The sequence below is a fragment of the Amphibacillus sp. Q70 genome (genome assembly GCF_052055485.1).
GTDB lineage: Bacteria > Bacillota > Bacilli > Bacillales > Amphibacillaceae > Amphibacillus.
In genome coordinates, this window is record NZ_CP197171.1 from 2,943,953 (window position 1) to 2,961,671 (window position 17,719).

Consider the following 17,719-nt stretch of genomic DNA (forward strand, 5'->3'; position numbering starts at 1 on the left):
AAAAGTAAATAAGGATTAAAAAATAATATGATTAAACTAAGTGTGGTAAGGCAATTCAATATTTACTTGTGTAGTGCTATAATAGTTATAAATTTTTAAAAAAGGACAATAAAAAATGATGAAAAAAATATATGAGTATGAAGCAGAAATTAAAAAGTTCCTGATATAGATGGTGCTTATGTCGAATTTCCCTTTGATATTAGAGAAGTATTTGGAAAAGGGCGAGTAAAAGTTCATGCGACATTTGATGGTGAGCCATATGAAGGAAGTGTTGTTAATATGGGGATAAAGAATGCCGATGGCTCAATCTGTTACATTATTGGGGTACGGAAAGATATTCGTACTAAAATAGGAAAACAAGCCGGGGATCGAATTAAAGTTATCATTAGGGAAAGGATGTGAGATTTTATGTGGCAATGTCCTAAATGTAAACGTGAATTTAAGAAAAAAATCAAGGTCATTTTTGTGGTGAACCACCTAAAACGATAGATCAGTATATTGCAGAACAGTCAGAGCATGTTCAACCGTTTTTAAATCAAGTTAGAGAAACGATCCGTTCCGTTTTACCAGATGCACAGGAGAAAATATCTTGGCGTATGCCGACTTACTGGAAAAATCATAACATCATTCATTTTGCTGCATTTAAAAACCATATCAGCTTGTATCCTGGTAAACGAGCTGTGAAATACTTTGCTGATGAGTTGATCGATTATAAGACGAATAAAGGGACCATTCAGTTTCTATATAGCAAGCCAATCCCCTTGAATTTGATTGCAGAAATAACTAGATGGTGCTATGAAACAGGAAATCAGGGCTGATAGGTGGAATGACAAGAAGCTTATGAAGCCTCCATACGGTTATAGACTGCGTGGTAATCTTTTTTTGCTATAAATTAATAGATTCAAATCTTCTGGTTTGGTTAAGAACATATCTTAGACTTATATAAAGTACTAAAGTTAAACATATTTAAGAACAAATGATGATACACATTCAGATAAATTGATAAACTAAGATTAAATAAATCTAGAGAGAGGAGACTATATTTTGATAAGAATTAGACGAACCAACAGTTACGATATGGTACGCGCATATAAAATTATTTTAGACGGAAAAAAAGTTGGACAGATAAAAAATGATCAGCAAATAGAATTAGAGGTTTTACCAGGTGAACATCAACTATATCTAAAAATTGATTGGTGTCGTAGTAATATCATTGAATTCAAACAGGATGACCGTATGATTGAATTCGAATGTGGTAATAGTGTAGAAGCAAAAAATTTCTGGCTACCGTTTATTGAAATATTCTACATAATATTCAAGAGGAAAGAATATCTTTGGCTTAAAAAAGTGATAGATTAGACAAAATTTAAGTGTGGAAAACCGTCCGTAAACTCCCACTGATTGAAGTTTCGTTTTATATTATCGATAAAAAGCTGACCCAATTTTGAGTTGGCTTTTTTGTTTTGAGGAAAAAAAATAAGCTATAAAATTCTTCGGCGAAGTAGACATTTTAAACTCCCGCGTAGAGAGATTAGTTTTCTAAAAAATAATAATTTGACATATACAGTTCGACGATATATAATTTAACTATACAGTTAAGCGATATATAACAAAACTATATAGTTAATCTTAATATGCAAAGAAAGGGAGATCTAATAAATGAAACGGCATAAAAGTCTACCTTTAACAGAAACCTATTTTTATATTCTGTTAGCATTGTTAGAGCCAGCACACGGGTATCTGATTATGCAAAAGGTTGAAGAATTTAGCAATGGTGAAGTGAGAATGGCGGCTGGAACATTATATGGTGCAATTGAGAATTTATTAAAGCTGCAATATATCAAGCCAGTGGAGAGTGAGGATAAAAGGCGTAAAGTATATGCCATTACCGCTAAGGGAAAAGACATTCTTAAATTGGATACAAAAAGAATGAGACACATGGTTCAAATAGCTGATGATATGGTGGGAAAGGATGATCAAAATGAGGAAATTTAAATTTTTCATTGACTACAATAAAGAAGAGAAATGGTTAAGGGAGATGGCACAAAAAGGTTATCAGCTGAATAAAGTATCATTTGGTTATCAATTTAGGGAGTCTGAACCAAGTGATGAAATCTTTCGGATTGACTATCGTACGTTTAAAAAGAATGTAGATTTTGTTGATTACTGTTTAATGTTTGAAGACAGTGGCTGGAAGCATATAAGTGGGACAAAATATTCAGGTGCACAATATTTTCAGCGAATCAGGGAAGATGTAAGTGATGATATTTTTTCTGACCTATCATCTAAAGCAGGGCGATATAAACGATTATCTGAAGCTTCATTCGCAATAGCTATACCATATCTGGTATTGATGATCGCTTTGTGGGATTCAATCAATCTAGAAGCTATACTCAATCCTAGTTCATTGTATTTAACCCCTGGTTTATGGGATAAGGTCGGCTTTGATTTTTGGAAAGCCTTTTTGTTTGAGACTCCTTTTGCGATTATGAGGGGATTCTCCTGGATTTTCATTCCCATTATTTTGATTCTACAACTCTACTTTCATTATAAAGCTCAAAAACTATATAAACAATCAAAATCATGATTAAATTGATGTGTTAATAAATGAATCAAGACTAAAGATTCCTTTTAAAATACATTTTCCAATACAATATATTTAACTTTTTGGAGGTGATGAGAACAATGGCCGGATTAAATCTTGGAAGTTTACTATTGGGTTTAACAGCTTGGATTTTACCAATGATCTATTTAGCCAAGGCTAAAAATCTAGGTTATACTAAATCGTTTATTTTATCTGCTTTAAGTATCAGTGCATGTGCTATTTCATTATTTCTTCAAATCCTAAATGTTAACTATCTGATTGAGGTAGGGGATTGGACTGCTTTGATGGATACAGGAGGAGCTATTGTTTTTGCTTCAGCTGTTCTCCTAGTTGGCACACTAACATTAAATGCAATCTGTTTTATTATGTATCATGATCGCGTTAAAAAAAGATGAAAACATCAGATCCCTTTTAAAATTTCTTGTAAGAAAATCAACTTTCATGCGTCTTATTAGTAGGAGGTGAGAGGGTGACTGAGCTTGAAGAGTTATACAACAGTTATTTTAAGGATGTCTATCTGTTTGTGTATGGTTTATCCAAAGATAAACATGTGGCGGAAGATATTACATCAGAAACATTTTTAAAAGCATTGGATGCGATCGATCGCTTTGAAGGCAATTGTGATATTCGCGTATGGTTATGTCAAATTGCCAAAAATAGTTATTATTCTTTTTTGAGGAAAAATAAACAAACAGTTGATATAGACGCCAGACCTAATATCAAAAATAAGATTGATGTTGAGAAATTAATTTTTAAATCTGATCAGGCGATGAGATTACATCAAGTCTTACATCATATACCTGAGCCTTATAAAGAAGTTTTCACATTACGAATCTTTGGGGAATTAAGCTTTAAACAGATTGCCACCGTTTTTGGAAAATCTGATAACTGGGCTTGTGTCACTTACCATCGAGCAAGAAAGAAGATTAGGGATGAGATGGGAGATGATTTTTAATGAAAGTAACTTGCGATGTGATTAGGGACCTGTTGCCTTTATATGTTGAAAAGATGACTAGTGATGATACTTGCGCCATGATTGAAGAACACCTTGCTTCATGTGAAGACTGTAGAAATTATCTAAAAGAACTAGAAACTGCTGATAAAATCCCAATCGATACAGATGTGACTCCATTTTTAAAAATAAAATCGACATTGCAAAAAAAGAAAATTCAAGCTGTTATTGTGTCATTTTTAGTTCTAATTGTACTTGTTATCTTTTCAATTTCTCTTATGTCTGCACCAAAGTATAGGGCATATGATGAAGATATTGTTACTCTAAACGAGACTGATAACGGGATGCTTATAGCTAGCTTTGATGAAAAAATTGGTGGTTATGAAATGAATCGTTCCCTGACTGAGGATAATAGTGGATATGTATATCATCTTACCACGTATGATAGTTTATATCACGTTATACTGCGTGATGGCTTAGTGAATAGACAAACAAAAGAAACAGATATTATATTAAATCCAGATGGTGAACAGGTAGCTGCCGTGTATTATTATCAAACTGGAAAAACTGCAGATATCCTTATTTATGGTGAGGATATCGCTGAAAGTGGGGGAGTAGTCACTTTACCAAGGTTATATTTAGCTTATTATCGTTCGATTGCTTTATTGTTATCGTTCATTTGTGGAGTGATTTTGAAATTTTTCTGGAAAAATAGGAAAGTACGTCATGTAACGATGAAACTTTTCTTTCTACCCGTATCCTTCTTGCTGGCTCAATTAATAGTCAGTGGTTTAATATCTGTTTCATACCATTCAACACGTGACTTTGTCATCATTTTATCAACGATGGTACCTTTATATCTGATTTTTTTAATCATTTACCATCAAATCAGTAAAGCCAAAGAAAAAACGACCTCGCCATTTTAAGGAGAGGTCGTTTGTCTTTCTTCTTTATATTTGCACAGAAATAGTTGCGTTTTGATCAAGATGTCGTTCTTTTTCATAGATAACTAAATCTAAAGGGGTGTCTGTTTCGTTTATAATCGTCACTTTTTCTTGATCCACTTGAATACAAAGTCGTGCACCACGGAAGAGAACTTTGAATGAAAACGATTGCCATTGCCCAGGAATGAATGGGCTCAAAATGAGTTGATTTTCTTTAACCTTTAGCCCCCCAAAGCCATGGACAACAGACATCCAAGTTCCTGCCATACTTGTTGTATGACAACCATCTTCCGTGTCATTGTTATAGTTATCTAAATCAAGTCGAGCGGTACGTAAATACATTTCATAAGCTTTTTCTTTATAGCCTAATCGACATGCTAAAATAGAATGAACACATGGTGATAAGGAAGATTCATGAATAGTGATCGGTTCATAAAAGTCGAAATTTCTTCTAATCGTTTCAATGTCAAATTCATGATCTAAAAAGTATAAGCCTTGCAAGACATCTGCTTGTTTGATAAAGCAAGAACGTAAAATGCGATCCCATGACCAATTTTGATTGAGGGGGAGATGTTTATCCTCTAGTTGGTCAACAGGGATGATTTCCTTATCTAAGAAATTATCTTGCTGTAAAAAGATTTCTTTTTCTTCATCTTTCGGGTAATACATTTTAGCAATGATCTCTTCCCATTGCTTGACTTCTGCTTGTTTTAACTGTAATTTATCGATCCATTGTTGGTAAAGTTCTTGATCTGTTTCTTGCAAGTGATTCAGAACATCAATCGTGTATCTCATTGTCCAGCTACTGATCAGGTTTGTATACCAGTTGTTGTTAACATTGTTTTCATATTCATTGGGTCCGGTTACACCCAGTATCATATAGACATCTTTATGGGGTACATAATTGACACGTTCTTCCCAAAAACGAGAGATCTCTACTAATACTTCTATACCGTATTCACCAAGGTAAGATTTATCACCCGTGTAATTCACGTAATTGTAAATCGCATAGGCAATCGCACCATTCCGATGAATCTCTTCAAAGGTAATTTCCCATTCGTTATGGCATTCTTCACCGTTCATTGTCACCATCGGATAAAGTGCACCTTTTTCAAAGCCTAATTTACGGGCATTTTCTTTGGCCTTTTCCAGATGATTGTAGCGGTAAACTAGTAGATTTCGAGCAATTTTTTGATCTGCGGTAGATAAATAGAATGGCAAACAGTATGCTTCCGTATCCCAATACGTACTCCCGCCATATTTTTCTCCTGTAAAACCTTTTGGACCAATGTTCAAACGTGAATCTTCTCCTGTATAGGTTTGATTCAATTGAAAAATATTAAAACGGATTCCCTGTTGGGCTGCGACGTCACCCTTGATAATAATATCACTATTGAGCCATTTGCTTGCCCAAGCATCAGCTTGCTCTTGTCTTAAAGTTTCAAAGCCTTTAGCCACCGCATGGTCTAATACATCAGTACTGACAGCTTCTAATTGCTGATGATCATGGTCACGGTTGGTTATATTTGCAGCATATTTATAAATGGTGGTGGACTCACCTTTAGTCAGTGGAACATCGTAGACCAAACCAGCATATTTTCTAGCTTCTTCACTTTTACTTGTTATTTCAAGTTTTTGATTGTTGGTAAAGATTTGTGTTTCGACTGTTGAACAAAAGTAGAAATCGAGTTTTTTTGTTTTGACTGTAACAGATGCACGATTTTCTCTTGTCCAAGTGTTAACAGGATCCCAAAATTTCTCATCGTAGTTGGCATCTTCGTTTTTAATATCACCATCTAGGTAAGATGTTAAGGATAATGTCCCTGAAAAATTAAATGGGGTGATTTCGTACTTAAGTGCACCCACTTCTTTGTCGACAATACTGACAAAACGTGTTGCTTGAACTTTAATTATTTTCCCATTTTGAAGTTCAGCTGTAAACGTTCGTTGCAGGTATCCTTCTTTCATATTTAATTCGCGGACAAATTCGGAAACTTTTGCTTGATTAAGATCAAGTTCTTCATCATCGATAATAACCTTCAAACCAATCCAATTAGTTGAATTTAGTACTTTAGCAAAGTATTCTGGGTAGCCATTTTTCCACCAACCTACTCGTGTTTTATCTGGATAGTAAACACCTGCCATATAGCTTCCTTGGAGAGTGGGGCCAGTATATGTTTCCTCAAAATTAGCTCTTTGCCCCATATGCCCATTACCAATACTGAATACACTTTCAGAAATTTCATGATTAGCGGGATCAAAACCTTCTTCAATAATTGACCATTCATGTTCTTTTAAATATTTTTTCATGATAAACCTCCATTCTTATATTTAAATAAGGAGCAACCGGTTGCATTTACGATTAAAAAAATAAGCTTTTTAGTCGAGCTACCGACATTTCTTTTATTGTTTCGATGTAATCATCTGCACCGGTTAAAATGTTTTTGTCACCGACACCAACAACGCGCATGTCTGCCCGTTTTCCTGCTTCAATACCTGCCTGTGCATCTTCAAAAACGACGCAATTTTGCTCAGCAACTGAGAGTGCTTTTGCCCCTAATAAAAATACTTCTGGATTCGGTTTTGCTTTTGTGATTGAATTTCCATCTATGATTGCATCAAATGTATCATACAAACCAATTTTTTTAAGAATAAGTAGTGCATTTTTACTTGCTGATCCAAGTGCAAACGGAATATCATTCACTTTTAATTCATTTAGAAAATCCTTTACACCTGGAAGTATGTCATGCTCATCCATTTGTGAGATTGATGCGACATAGCGTTTGTTTTTTCGAGCAGCTAGCTCCAGTTTTTCTGTTTCGCTTACCTCAACTTGGCCGATTTCTAGTAAAATATTTAGAGAATCCATTCGACTAACGCCTTTTAAACGTTCATTATCTGCTTCTGTAAAATGAAAGCCTAATTCATCTGCAAGTTGTTTCCAAGCAAGAAAATGATGTTTAGCCGTATCGACAATGACGCCATCCAAGTCAAACAAAACGGCTATTTTTTTATTCATGTTTTTACCAACCCCCTTCACAAAGATTATCCTCTTTATTTTATCCTAGCAAAACTAAAAAAGAAAGCGTTTTGACAAAATTTCTAATCATATTCTTGCCGATACGAATAATAAAGATTTTTCTGACATAAAAAAACATGTTAAAGAATTTATCTATTCAATAAAGGAGACATTAGAAGCGATGCAGTCAAATGGTGATAATGTATTATTTTTTGTGACTAGTGTTTCAAATAAAATTATGATTAGAAACCCCTCAAGAAATAAGATAATTCTAGACAAGTCAATTGTTTTTTGATAAGATAATGTGCAGTTATTTAAATTGTAAGAATATTTCAATAAATTATATTTACAGGATTTGATAGGGGAGAGCTATTTTGAAAATTTTAGCGAAAATAAGTTCCTTTGCGGGAAATACATTTGCAATTTGGGTTATTTTGGTTGGTGTAATTAGCTTTTTCTATCCAGCTGGTTTTCAGTGGATTGCCCCACACGTAGGGATTTTATTAGGAATTATTATGTTTGGAATGGGATTAACACTTACACCACAAGACTTTAAAGCAATATTAAAAACACCCAAAAGTGTCCTCGTTGCTGTAATGGTACAGTATACAATCATGCCTTTATTAGCTTATTTGCTAGTGACCATTTTTCGATTATCACCAGAAATTGCCGTTGGTATTATTTTAGTAGGGTGCTGTCCAGGGGGAACGGCTTCAAATATTATCACATTTTTGGCAAAAGGAAATACGGCATTATCTATTTCTATTACAACCGTTTCAACTCTATTGGCACCCATCCTAACACCAACACTAACCTTATTATTAGCGAGTGAGTGGATGGCTGTTTCATTTATTGAGATGTTTCTATCGATTGTTCAGGTTGTTCTTATCCCGATTATATTAGGATTTATCGTTCGTCGAGTGCTTCAGGATCAAGTGGAGAAAAGTATTGATGTTCTACCGCTTATTTCTGTTATTGGAATTGTTGCTGTTGCTGGAGCTGTTATTTCAGTGAATACGGAGGAAATAGCTACTTCTGGTCTATTTATATTTGCTGTCGTTATCCTTCATAATCTATTGGGTTTGTTATTTGGTTTTTTAATCGCAAGGTTATGCAAGTTCAATGTCACTGATCAAAAGGCAATTTCTATTGAAGTAGGGATGCAAAATTCAGCATTAGCTTCTCAGCTTGCCTTGAAATTCTTTGTTGCAACACCTATAGCTGCCGTCCCAGGCGCACTATTCGGTGTATGGCATAATATATCTGGACCGATCTTGGCAACATTTTGGTCAAAATATCATGAAAAGAATAAAGGGTAAGATTCTAATAAAATCTTAGATTGGATGAATAATCTCACTAGGAAGAATAAAGTACAGCTATACCATTAGAGTAAGTAACTTTCTTATTCTGGATCTCAAAGAGGTTATTTAGCATTTATATCCAATTCGAAAAATAGAATGTTGGTTTTATAGATTTTTCATGTTATTCTTGGTGAAAGGAGTGATTGGATGAAAGTCATTGTTGTCGGTGGCAATGGGACCATCGGGCAGGCAGTAGTAGCAAAACTGCAAGCAGAAAATTATGAAGTTTTAACAGCTGGGAGAACCAGTGGGGATGTGCAAGTCGATATGACATCATCAGAAAGTATTGAGCAAATGTTTCAGAAAATTGGAGATGTCGATGCGATTATTTCAACAGCTGGTGCCGCTAAAAAAGTATTAGTGGAAGAAATGACTCCAGAAGATAATCTGGTGGCGGTTCAGAGTAAATTGTTAGGTCAAATCAATTTAGCTTTGATAGGGCAAAAATATCTGCGTGAAAATGGCAGTATTACCTTGACTACTGGTGTTATGAAGGATGATCCAATAGCTATGGGTTCATCTTCTGCGATGGCTAATGGCGGGGTTGCTGCTTTTGTTAAATCAGCCGCCATTGATTTGACTCGTGGTATTCGAATTAATTGTGTCAGTCCTAACGTGTTAGAAGAATCTTATGCTCAGTTGAAAGAGGCTTTTAAAGGATTTGTTCCAGTTCCAGCAGAACGGGTAGCACAGGCTTATCTGAAAAGTGTTGCCGGAAAACAGTCTGGTCAAGAATACCAAGTATATGAATAACTAATAATAAACACCAAAGACAGAGTAGACGCTTGTCTTTGGTGTTTTTTAAAATAAAACCGGTAATGATTGTAAAAGGCAATTTCATGAATTAAGCTAACCTTTTGACTATCTTACCTAATTTAATTGAAGTACCAATCAAGCTATCGTGTTTATATCAAAAATTCTATGCAAATAGCTTTTAATGATTTGATCTATTTTTATAATAAAACAACAAGCGGTGTTAGGATAAAACATTATTTTATCGGCGATGAGGGCAGACCTCGTTTGATCCAAAGGATGACCCCCGTATCTTTACGCTCTGTTCGATTCATTTTTCGATAGACTTTAAAATGATACGGTATCACATAAAAGAGCACGGAAATAGCACCCACATTCAAATAGATATCTTTCAAGTCAAAGGTAAACCAGTCGAATAATCGGATGAAATCCCAACTGCCACCCCAAAAGGCAACATCTATAAAAGAGCATGAGATCCCTGCGATATAGCATGCTAACATGATTTTTAAAGGTCTTTGTCTCTCGAGCCACAGATACGAAAGATACCGATAAATTATTAAAGTAAGGAAAAGGAAAAAAACCTGAATAATTAACATTGAGAAAATGGACATTTGATAATCTAAGAGGCTAGCCATCCAAGTCAAATTCGTATTTTGAACAGGACGAAACCGTATAATATTTGGAATCCAAACTATTTTGATTCCAAGATAATAACGTGTGATCCATATTTTGACCATTTGATCGATCAGAATCAAAAGAAGAGAAAAGATGAATGGTTTTTTCATAGTTGTCTCCTTGACTTGTTTTACGTTTAGTTTCTCACATAGTATCTGTGAAATCAAGAAAATATTGTCACTCATTTGAGAGAATATGATATGATTGACTTATTAATAGGTCAGCTTTAAATGGTATAGATTAATAGTGAAATAGTTAAAAAGATGAGCGCAAATGAATGTTTCTAATGAGTACGGAAAATTCATACGCAGGGAATAGATGATGAGAGTCTCAAAGATTACTGCTACTTTCTCAAGTGATATACGGAAAGTATGGAATATTGTAACGGATAATGAGGATGATCATTGGAAAAGTGATTTAGCTAAAATTGAAATTGTTGATCATGATCGTTTGATTGAACAAACATAGAAGGGATTTGAAACATTATTCACGATCTTGGGCGTTGAGAGAGATCGGAAAGAAAGGAAAGATGTTAACTATCAAGAAAAGGCAATTGGTTTGGTTTATGAATTAAACGAAACAGAAAATATAGCACAATAATGGATTGCTAAACAGACATTAAAAGAGTTAGAGTCCCTGGTAAAAATTAAAGGTAGAGAAAGGATTGATTTCTAGAAACATGAAAATGGGCAAAGAACAATAGTTTATCAAGAACGGGATTTTAAAAAATTAAAATTGAGGTGGTTTTAATGAAAAAAAAGCTTTATGGTATCGTCCTTGTTTTAAGCGTATTACTTCTTTCTGCTTGCAGTGGTTCAAAAACAGCTCTTTCGGCAGAAGAATTTCAAGCTCAAATGGAGGAAGCTGGTTATGAGATTCATGATGCATTTGATCAATTTCCAGAAGGTTCGGTTGAGTCGGTGTTACTAGCAGCTAATGATGATTACCAGATAGAATTTTACGTTGTTCTCACTGTAGAACAGGCACAATCGGCCTTTAATGAAAACAAAGACAGTTTTGAGTCGGAAAAGGGGAATGTATCGACTGACTCTTCCGTTTCCTTATCAAATTATAGTGTATATAAGCAAACGACTAACGGTCAGTATTATGTTGTTTCCAGAGTAGAAAATACATTTATTTATGTGGTGACACCTGACGAAAATAAACAGGCTGTCAATGATGTGTTAGAGACATTGGGATATTAAGAAACATTTTATCGGATTTCCGACAGAAGACTCCCACTTCTAGGAACATGAAGGGCATCGCCCCGTGAGTAAGTGGGAGATGAATGTGGGTTGGCGCTAGCCAAAACATCTCCCTTATGATATAATGAGAACATATATTCCTATTAAGTGAGGTGAGATGATGTTAGTCCATAAAGCCTATAAATTCCGTATCTATCCGAATAAGGAACAACAAATCCTCATGAATAAAACGATCGGTTGTTCACGGTTTGTTTTCAATCATTTTTTAGCGAAATGGAATAAAACATACGAAGAAACGGGCAAAGGACTCAACTATCGTTCATGCTCTAAACAGCTCCCCGCTTTAAAGCAGGAATATGAGTGGCTAAAAGAAGTCGATAGTATTGCCATTCAATCAAGTGTCAAACATCTATCTGAATCTTTTGCGCGCTTCTTTAACAAACAAACGAACGCCCCACGATTTAAGTCTAAAAGGAACCCGACCCAATCGTATACAACGAAACACACGAACGGAAATATCGCAGTCGTGGGCAATACAATCAAGCTGCCCAAATTAGGGCTTGTCAAGTTCGCTAAAAGTCGTGAGGTCGATGGACGCCTTCTAAATGCTACGATTAGGCGACATCCAAGTGGTAAATACTTCATCTCTATCCTTGTTGAGACAGAGGTAGACTCACTCCCTCAAACGAAGCAATCAACGGGGGTCGATGTGGGCATCAAAGCGTTTGCCACACTTTCAGATGGGACGACGTATAAGAACCCTAGATGTTTACGCAGGCTAGAAAACAAATTAGAAAAAGAACAACGCAAACTGTCCAGACGATATAAACAAGCCAAGCAAGATAGAAAACCCCTTCATGAAGCGAAAAATTATCAAAAACAACGGGTCAAGGTCGCTCGTATTCACGAAAAAATTAAAAATGTCAGAACAGATTACTTGCATAAAGTCAGTACTGAAATTGTCAAGAATCACGACATCATTGGTATTGAGGACTTACAAGTATCTAACATGCTCAAAAACAAACGATTATCAAAAGCCATTAGTGAAGTCAGCTGGTCAGAATTCCGTACGATGCTTGAATACAAAGCCAAGTGGTACGGAAAGGAAGTCGTAGCCATCGCCAAAAACTTCCCTTCTAGTCAACTTTGTTCGCATTGTGGCTATCGACATCCAGACGTTAAGCATCTCGCCTTACGCATGTGGCAATGTCCTTCATGCCATAGAGCACACGATCGAGATCTTAACGCAAGTAAAAATATTGAAGTTGAAGCCATCAGACTTCTAACTGTCGGTACGACAGGGATCGCCTAATCAATAATCAACCATTAGGTTGGTGTTCTTAGGAATCTCCCCCTTCAAATTTCATTAGAGATTAAGGGGTGAGTAGTTCAACGCTTGGCTCGCACATTGCTAGCAAAAACTATTGAGGTGAGAAAATGAAAATGGATTATGCAAGTGAATTGGATTTTCAATTCATCCTTGAACATGATCGACACCTACCGAAGCAGTTGATTAAAAATAAACTCAATGGAAAAGAAATAATAATCGTAAAGAACGAAGAGAATAGAAGAATAGGTTGGCTGAGATATAATTACTTTTGGGACCACACGCCATTTTTAAACATGATTTTTTTACAAGAAAACAAGCGCAATAAGGGGATCGGAACTGAATTACTCAGATTTTGGGAAACGGAAATGAAAAATAAAGGATACGAATTCGTGATGACGTCTAGTTTATCCGATGAACAAGCACAGCACTTTTATCGGAAATTAGGTTATAAAGATTCTGGCAGTTTATTATTAGAAAATGAAGCCTTAGAAATTATTTTTACTAAGAAATTATCAAAATAGAAAACGGATTGAACGAGTGATTAGAGGGATGTGTGATGAAGATAGAGCTAAAGTCAATAGAAACAAAACAAGATATTACGACACTTTCACCATTAGTTGAGAAAATTTGGCGTGAAGTCTTTCCACCTATTATTGGCGCAGCACAGACAGAATATATGCTGCGCCATTATCAATCAACGGATGACATTCAGCGTGAGATCGCGACAGGCGTCCAATATTATTTGATTGAAGCAGAAAATGGATCGGCTGGTTACCTTGCTTTTGATATACATGAGGATTATCTGTTTATTAGTAAATTGTATTTATTGGGTAGTGAACAGAACAAAGGACTTTCATCATATCTTTTTGATTGGTTGGAGAAACAAGCGCATAAAGCTGGAAAAAGTCGCTTGCATCTTCATGTAAATCGACACAATGAAAAAGCCATTTCTGTATATCAGCACAAAGGTTTTTCGATTGTTCAGTCTGCTGTTAGCGATATTGGTAATGGATTTGTGATGGATGATTATTATATGGAGAAGACGATAACTAACTTTAAATAGTAATATCAGGATGTAAAATGATAGAGCCTACTTCTCTCGACTCTATCATTTTCTTCGTATGGCAATATCACTAGTAGAAAAAGCGGCTTTTAAAAGGGTTCACTCAAAATAAAACAAATCTTCAAATTGGCAATACATAAAATAAGCGTCAATTTTGCTGTTGGATTGAATTGTTCTGTTTCAATCGATCTTGCTTCATGGGTTCATTCAATGAGACTGTGCTTTTTAACGAATAGATAAGGTTGATTAAATTAATGCGTTATACAGTGAATCAAACGAAATGATTCGTATTGTAATGCATTATTTGTTTTGTTAAGATAAAGTGGAGGTGATGGAATGAGTTCTGATGATAAATATATTGCAATTATTGGTGATATTGCAGATTCGAAAAAAATAAAAGATCGAAAAGCATTTCAACAAAAATTTAAACATATATTGGCAGATATAAATGACAGGTACGTAGCTGACATGGCGGCAAAATTTACGATTACGTTAGGCGATGAATTTCAAGGATTAGTAAACAATGGGGCTTATATTATCAAAATGATGATGGAGATAGAGATGGCAATGGCTCCGGTTGAATTACGTTTTGGAATAGGGATTGGTGATATTACTACAGATATCGATTTTAATCATTCAACTGAAATTGATGGTCCGGCTTATCATCGAGCGAGACAAATGATTCATGAAATTGAAAAGAAAAAATCTCAATATACTGAGCGACAATCCAATATGATGATCTGTTCAGATGAAAATAATAAAGAAATAGATGAGTTATTGAATTCAATTTTTTCGGTTTGTCATGCCTTAAAATCAAAGTGGACAGACCGTCAAACAGAAATTATCTACACCTATCTTACAAATAACCGAAATCAATATAAGACAGCAGCGATCCTTCATATTGGTCAGCCGAGTGTTAATAAAGCACTAAAAGCGGCTAGATTCTATTCTTATCAATCAGCTATGGATACAGTTAATGCTTTTTTAAGTAGACTCTATTAAAATTAGTTATTGTTTATTTGATTTTTAAGAACAAAGGTCTATAGTGTGATGGAGTTATTAATGAACGTCAAAATTATTGTAATTGTAAAGTCTTTAACCTTATACAAAGTATAGAAATTGGTGATATTCATATCTGATTTGAATTTATGATATACACTAGGAGTGATTAGAGAAAGATGGATATAAAAGGTGAACTGAAATTTGAAAATCTCATTGCACTTCAAATGAACTATCTAAAAACTTCAGATAAAATAAGAAAACGCATTAATATGTTAAAGATTATATTTGCCGGAACATTTTTTTGTTCAATGTTTATCATTCGACCTTATTTGCAGCTGATTAATATCGGAATTAATATTGTTTTAACACTTATATTTGCTATATTGGTATCATTTCTTTTTAGAAAAGTTGTTATTCAACGGTTAAAAAAGAATGATTATAATATACAGCTACTGGGAGCTTTCTATTTACATTTAACTCAGGAAGGGATTGATATACAAAGAGAATCTTCTAGTAAACATGTTTCATGGATAGAAATAAATAAAGTAACTTCTGATGAGCAGAATTTTTTTCTTTATTTTGGTAATCAATCTGCTATTATCATTCCCAAACATTCATTAGACTCTGATACTCAGCTCATTGAGTTTCTTTCTACCCATGTTGGGAAGTCAAAGATAGTAAATAAACCCAGAGTGGGTCTTAACAGAAAACAAAGAAGCGTTGTTTATTCATTATTGATTATCGTATTAGTATTGCTAGTCGGGGCGCACTATTACTATATTCAACCCAACCATAATGTTTCGAGAGCTACATATATGGTAAACAACTTATTTATCAATACCGATGAAAACTTTGATTTAGAAAAAAATGAAGCAAGCCCTAAAAAAATAAAAGATTCGACAGATCAAGAACAAATAGATCGTGCCTTAAAAGCAATAACGAAAATTGATGTAAGTAAAGACAGATATAAAGAATATTCTACTGTTATGTTAGCTCTAACCGTGATACTTAATAATGCCCAACAACAATTAGATCAAAGAGAAGGGAAGCAAATTCCAGATAGTGATAATCTTCCAAGGATGGAATTTAAAATTAATAGTGACTTATCTACGATTGAAAATTTAATAGAAAATTTCCCTTATTTGCAAAGTACATTTAATGAAATTCCTGTAGACATACAAAGCAAGATTGTTCTGCCATCATTAGATGATATTCCATTTCAAATTGAGGAAGTCTATATAAATTATAATGACCGACACGAATCTAGAGTAGAGGTTTTCTATTCTGGGGAAGGAAAGAATTTTACAAGTTCCGTCTGGTCTTATGATGAGGGTTTATCCAAAAGAGGGGAAGAAGTTCAGCTAATCAAAGATACTATCGGATATTTTTTCGATGATGAATATAGTGATGCTATCACCATTCATTGGAGTGACCGAGAAAAAGATAGCAAACTACTTTATGCAGCTCAATTAGCTGGTGATGATGAATTTACTAAAGAGGACGTGATTCAACTTACAAACTCAATGATAGCTAACGAGGAGAATGTTTATTCCAATCCAGAACAGGAGTATATACCTAATAAAACGGATGTTATTTTAAAGAATAATAGCTTGGAAAATGTAGATATACTCGATAATTTTGTCAAAGTTGCCGGGGAAAACAGTGAAGATCAAATCAGAGTTGTAAAGTACGTTCCGACACAGGGCGTAATGATTTATGATTTGCAATCAAAATATGATAAAAATGCAAATGAGGGTTGGATTGAAGTGATACCAGATCTAAGCTATTATCAAGCCCTAGAAGATGAAGGGCAGGATGTTTTTAATAATGCTCCACAGCAGTGTGGGAATATGTCAAAGGATATCGAAGCAGGGTATTATAAATTGTCTGAGTGTAGAACACATTGGGAATATAGCTTGCTTCCAATTGTTAGTGATAATGAACTTTAGAACTTTTAAGCATGTTAATGCAAGTCATGAGTGTTTTAGTTGCGTAAAATAAGAACAGAATTGCTTATTTTTCTCACATAGAGATCAACATTAAATTCTAACAAGGTTTTAAGTAAAGAAAGTGAGGGATCCAATGATTAAGATTGTTTTATTGTTATTTTTAATCGGTCATGTTTTAGGTGATTTTTATTTGCAATCTGCTAAATTGGCAGTAGGCAAAGATAAATCCTTTAACAAACTATTAAAGCATAGCCTCATATACATGTTCTCAATGATCTTAGTAACTATTCCAGTATTTAGCTTTGAGCTTTTAAAATGGGCAATCATCATTTCATTGGCTCACTTTGTTGTTGATTTAACTAAGTTCTTAATCAAAAAGATAATAGTTTTTGATCATAAATTGGACATCTCAGCCTATTTACTTGATCAACTTATTCATGTTGCAGTGATTGTTATGGTGACTGGGTTAATACCTATTCAGTCTGGAACTATTTATTACCCCTATTTGATGCAATATATGCTAGATGGTCTTTCCTGGTTTTTAGCTTTACTCATTATTATCAAACCATTCAGTATTACGATTAAAAAAGTGTTGTTTCGATACAAGCCTGACAATAATGAAGAAGATGAAGGACACCCAAATGCAGGAGCGCTAATCGGAATGCTTGAACGTTTGATTATTCTTTTATTCCTTTCCGTTGGACAGTATTCTGCAATTGGTTTTGTTCTAACAGCAAAATCAATTGCCAGATATAATAAAATTGCTGATGACCCTAAATTTTCGGAGTACTATTTGCTAGGGACCTTATTAAGTTCCTTATTAGTTATCGCAACCTATTTAGTGATTTTAACCTGAAAACT

At 34.5% G+C, this 17,719-nt stretch carries 21 protein-coding genes; 18 read left to right on the plus strand and 3 right to left on the minus strand.

Annotation, left to right across the window (positions count from 1 at the left end):
- The first annotated feature begins 198 nt into the window (after nucleotides 1–198).
- The 8 genes from ACS127_RS13130 to ACS127_RS13165 all read left to right on the plus strand — a co-directional run bounded on the left by ACS127_RS13130 (nucleotide 199) and on the right by ACS127_RS13165 (nucleotide 4,483).
- On the plus strand, nucleotides 199–402 hold the full coding sequence (locus tag ACS127_RS13130) for a DUF1905 domain-containing protein (protein ID WP_440898141.1): 204 nt from the start codon (nucleotides 199–201) through the stop codon (nucleotides 400–402).
- Between the two features lie 95 nt (nucleotides 403–497).
- Entirely contained in the window at nucleotides 498–818 is a 321-nt protein-coding gene (locus ACS127_RS13135; protein ID WP_440898142.1) for an iron chaperone, read from the plus strand.
- Between the two features lie 226 nt (nucleotides 819–1,044).
- Complete coding sequence (locus ACS127_RS13140; protein WP_440895491.1) at nucleotides 1,045–1,359, plus strand: hypothetical protein; 315 nt, start codon at nucleotides 1,045–1,047, stop codon at nucleotides 1,357–1,359.
- A 300-nt stretch (nucleotides 1,360–1,659) separates the two neighbouring features.
- Nucleotides 1,660–1,995 carry a PadR family transcriptional regulator gene (locus ACS127_RS13145; protein WP_440895492.1) on the plus strand — a complete coding sequence of 112 codons (336 nt, stop codon included), beginning with the start codon at nucleotides 1,660–1,662 and terminating at the stop codon, nucleotides 1,993–1,995.
- On the plus strand, nucleotides 1,982–2,587 hold the full coding sequence (locus ACS127_RS13150; RefSeq protein WP_440895493.1) for a DUF2812 domain-containing protein: 606 nt from the start codon (nucleotides 1,982–1,984) through the stop codon (nucleotides 2,585–2,587). The genes ACS127_RS13145 and ACS127_RS13150 overlap by 14 nt, the downstream gene beginning before the upstream one ends.
- Nucleotides 2,588–2,676: 89 nt before the next feature.
- Entirely contained in the window at nucleotides 2,677–3,000 is a 324-nt protein-coding gene (locus ACS127_RS13155; RefSeq protein WP_440895494.1) for a hypothetical protein, read from the plus strand.
- Between the two features lie 74 nt (nucleotides 3,001–3,074).
- Complete coding sequence (locus ACS127_RS13160) at nucleotides 3,075–3,560, plus strand: RNA polymerase sigma factor (RefSeq protein WP_440895495.1); 486 nt, start codon at nucleotides 3,075–3,077, stop codon at nucleotides 3,558–3,560.
- A complete protein-coding gene (locus ACS127_RS13165) occupies nucleotides 3,560–4,483 on the plus strand; it encodes a zf-HC2 domain-containing protein (RefSeq protein ID WP_440895496.1) in 924 nt (307 codons plus the stop codon). Before ACS127_RS13160 ends, ACS127_RS13165 begins: the two co-directional genes overlap by 1 nt.
- A 24-nt stretch (nucleotides 4,484–4,507) precedes the next feature.
- Here ACS127_RS13165 and ACS127_RS13170 read toward each other — a convergent pair whose 3' ends face one another.
- Together ACS127_RS13170 and pgmB are read right to left on the minus strand one after the other, a co-directional pair.
- Complete coding sequence (locus ACS127_RS13170) at nucleotides 4,508–6,811, minus strand: glycoside hydrolase family 65 protein (protein WP_440895497.1); 2,304 nt, start codon at nucleotides 6,809–6,811, stop codon at nucleotides 4,508–4,510.
- Between the two features lie 52 nt (nucleotides 6,812–6,863).
- Nucleotides 6,864–7,520: a beta-phosphoglucomutase gene (gene pgmB, locus ACS127_RS13175; protein WP_440895498.1), complete on the minus strand. Its 657-nt coding sequence runs from the start codon at nucleotides 7,518–7,520 to the stop codon at nucleotides 6,864–6,866.
- Nucleotides 7,521–7,894: 374 nt separating this feature from the next.
- Between pgmB and ACS127_RS13180 the strand changes: the two genes are divergently transcribed.
- Together ACS127_RS13180 and ACS127_RS13185 are read left to right on the plus strand one after the other, a co-directional pair.
- Entirely contained in the window at nucleotides 7,895–8,839 is a 945-nt protein-coding gene (locus ACS127_RS13180; RefSeq protein ID WP_440895499.1) for a bile acid:sodium symporter family protein, read from the plus strand.
- Nucleotides 8,840–9,028: 189 nt separating this feature from the next.
- Nucleotides 9,029–9,634 carry a short chain dehydrogenase gene (locus ACS127_RS13185; protein WP_440895500.1) on the plus strand — a complete coding sequence of 202 codons (606 nt, stop codon included), beginning with the start codon at nucleotides 9,029–9,031 and terminating at the stop codon, nucleotides 9,632–9,634.
- Nucleotides 9,635–9,870: 236 nt separating this feature from the next.
- Here ACS127_RS13185 and ACS127_RS13190 read toward each other — a convergent pair whose 3' ends face one another.
- On the minus strand, nucleotides 9,871–10,419 hold the full coding sequence (locus ACS127_RS13190) for a signal peptidase II (protein WP_440895501.1): 549 nt from the start codon (nucleotides 10,417–10,419) through the stop codon (nucleotides 9,871–9,873).
- A gap of 211 nt (nucleotides 10,420–10,630) precedes the next feature.
- Here ACS127_RS13190 and ACS127_RS13195 point away from each other — a divergent pair, with 211 nt between their 5' ends.
- From ACS127_RS13195 to ACS127_RS13230, 8 genes are all read left to right on the plus strand, one after another.
- Nucleotides 10,631–10,777, plus strand: coding sequence for a hypothetical protein (locus ACS127_RS13195; protein ID WP_440895502.1), 147 nt, complete (start codon nucleotides 10,631–10,633; stop codon nucleotides 10,775–10,777).
- Nucleotides 10,778–11,058: 281 nt separating this feature from the next.
- Entirely contained in the window at nucleotides 11,059–11,514 is a 456-nt protein-coding gene (locus tag ACS127_RS13200; protein WP_440895503.1) for a hypothetical protein, read from the plus strand.
- Between the two features lie 160 nt (nucleotides 11,515–11,674).
- Complete coding sequence (tnpB, locus tag ACS127_RS13205) at nucleotides 11,675–12,826, plus strand: IS200/IS605 family element RNA-guided endonuclease TnpB (protein WP_440895504.1); 1,152 nt, start codon at nucleotides 11,675–11,677, stop codon at nucleotides 12,824–12,826.
- 125 nt (nucleotides 12,827–12,951) lie between these two features.
- Nucleotides 12,952–13,365 carry a GNAT family N-acetyltransferase gene (locus ACS127_RS13210; RefSeq protein ID WP_440895505.1) on the plus strand — a complete coding sequence of 138 codons (414 nt, stop codon included), beginning with the start codon at nucleotides 12,952–12,954 and terminating at the stop codon, nucleotides 13,363–13,365.
- Between the two features lie 35 nt (nucleotides 13,366–13,400).
- The gene (locus ACS127_RS13215; RefSeq protein WP_440895506.1) at nucleotides 13,401–13,907 is read left to right on the plus strand and encodes a GNAT family N-acetyltransferase; all 507 of its coding nucleotides are present in this window, start codon (nucleotides 13,401–13,403) and stop codon (nucleotides 13,905–13,907) included.
- A gap of 336 nt (nucleotides 13,908–14,243) precedes the next feature.
- Nucleotides 14,244–14,909: a SatD family protein gene (locus ACS127_RS13220; RefSeq protein WP_440895507.1), complete on the plus strand. Its 666-nt coding sequence runs from the start codon at nucleotides 14,244–14,246 to the stop codon at nucleotides 14,907–14,909.
- A gap of 176 nt (nucleotides 14,910–15,085) precedes the next feature.
- Nucleotides 15,086–16,858 carry a YcxB family protein gene (locus ACS127_RS13225; RefSeq protein WP_440895508.1) on the plus strand — a complete coding sequence of 591 codons (1,773 nt, stop codon included), beginning with the start codon at nucleotides 15,086–15,088 and terminating at the stop codon, nucleotides 16,856–16,858.
- A 133-nt stretch (nucleotides 16,859–16,991) separates the two neighbouring features.
- The gene (locus tag ACS127_RS13230) at nucleotides 16,992–17,714 is read left to right on the plus strand and encodes a DUF3307 domain-containing protein (protein ID WP_440895509.1); all 723 of its coding nucleotides are present in this window, start codon (nucleotides 16,992–16,994) and stop codon (nucleotides 17,712–17,714) included.
- Nucleotides 17,715–17,719: the final 5 nt, after the last annotated feature.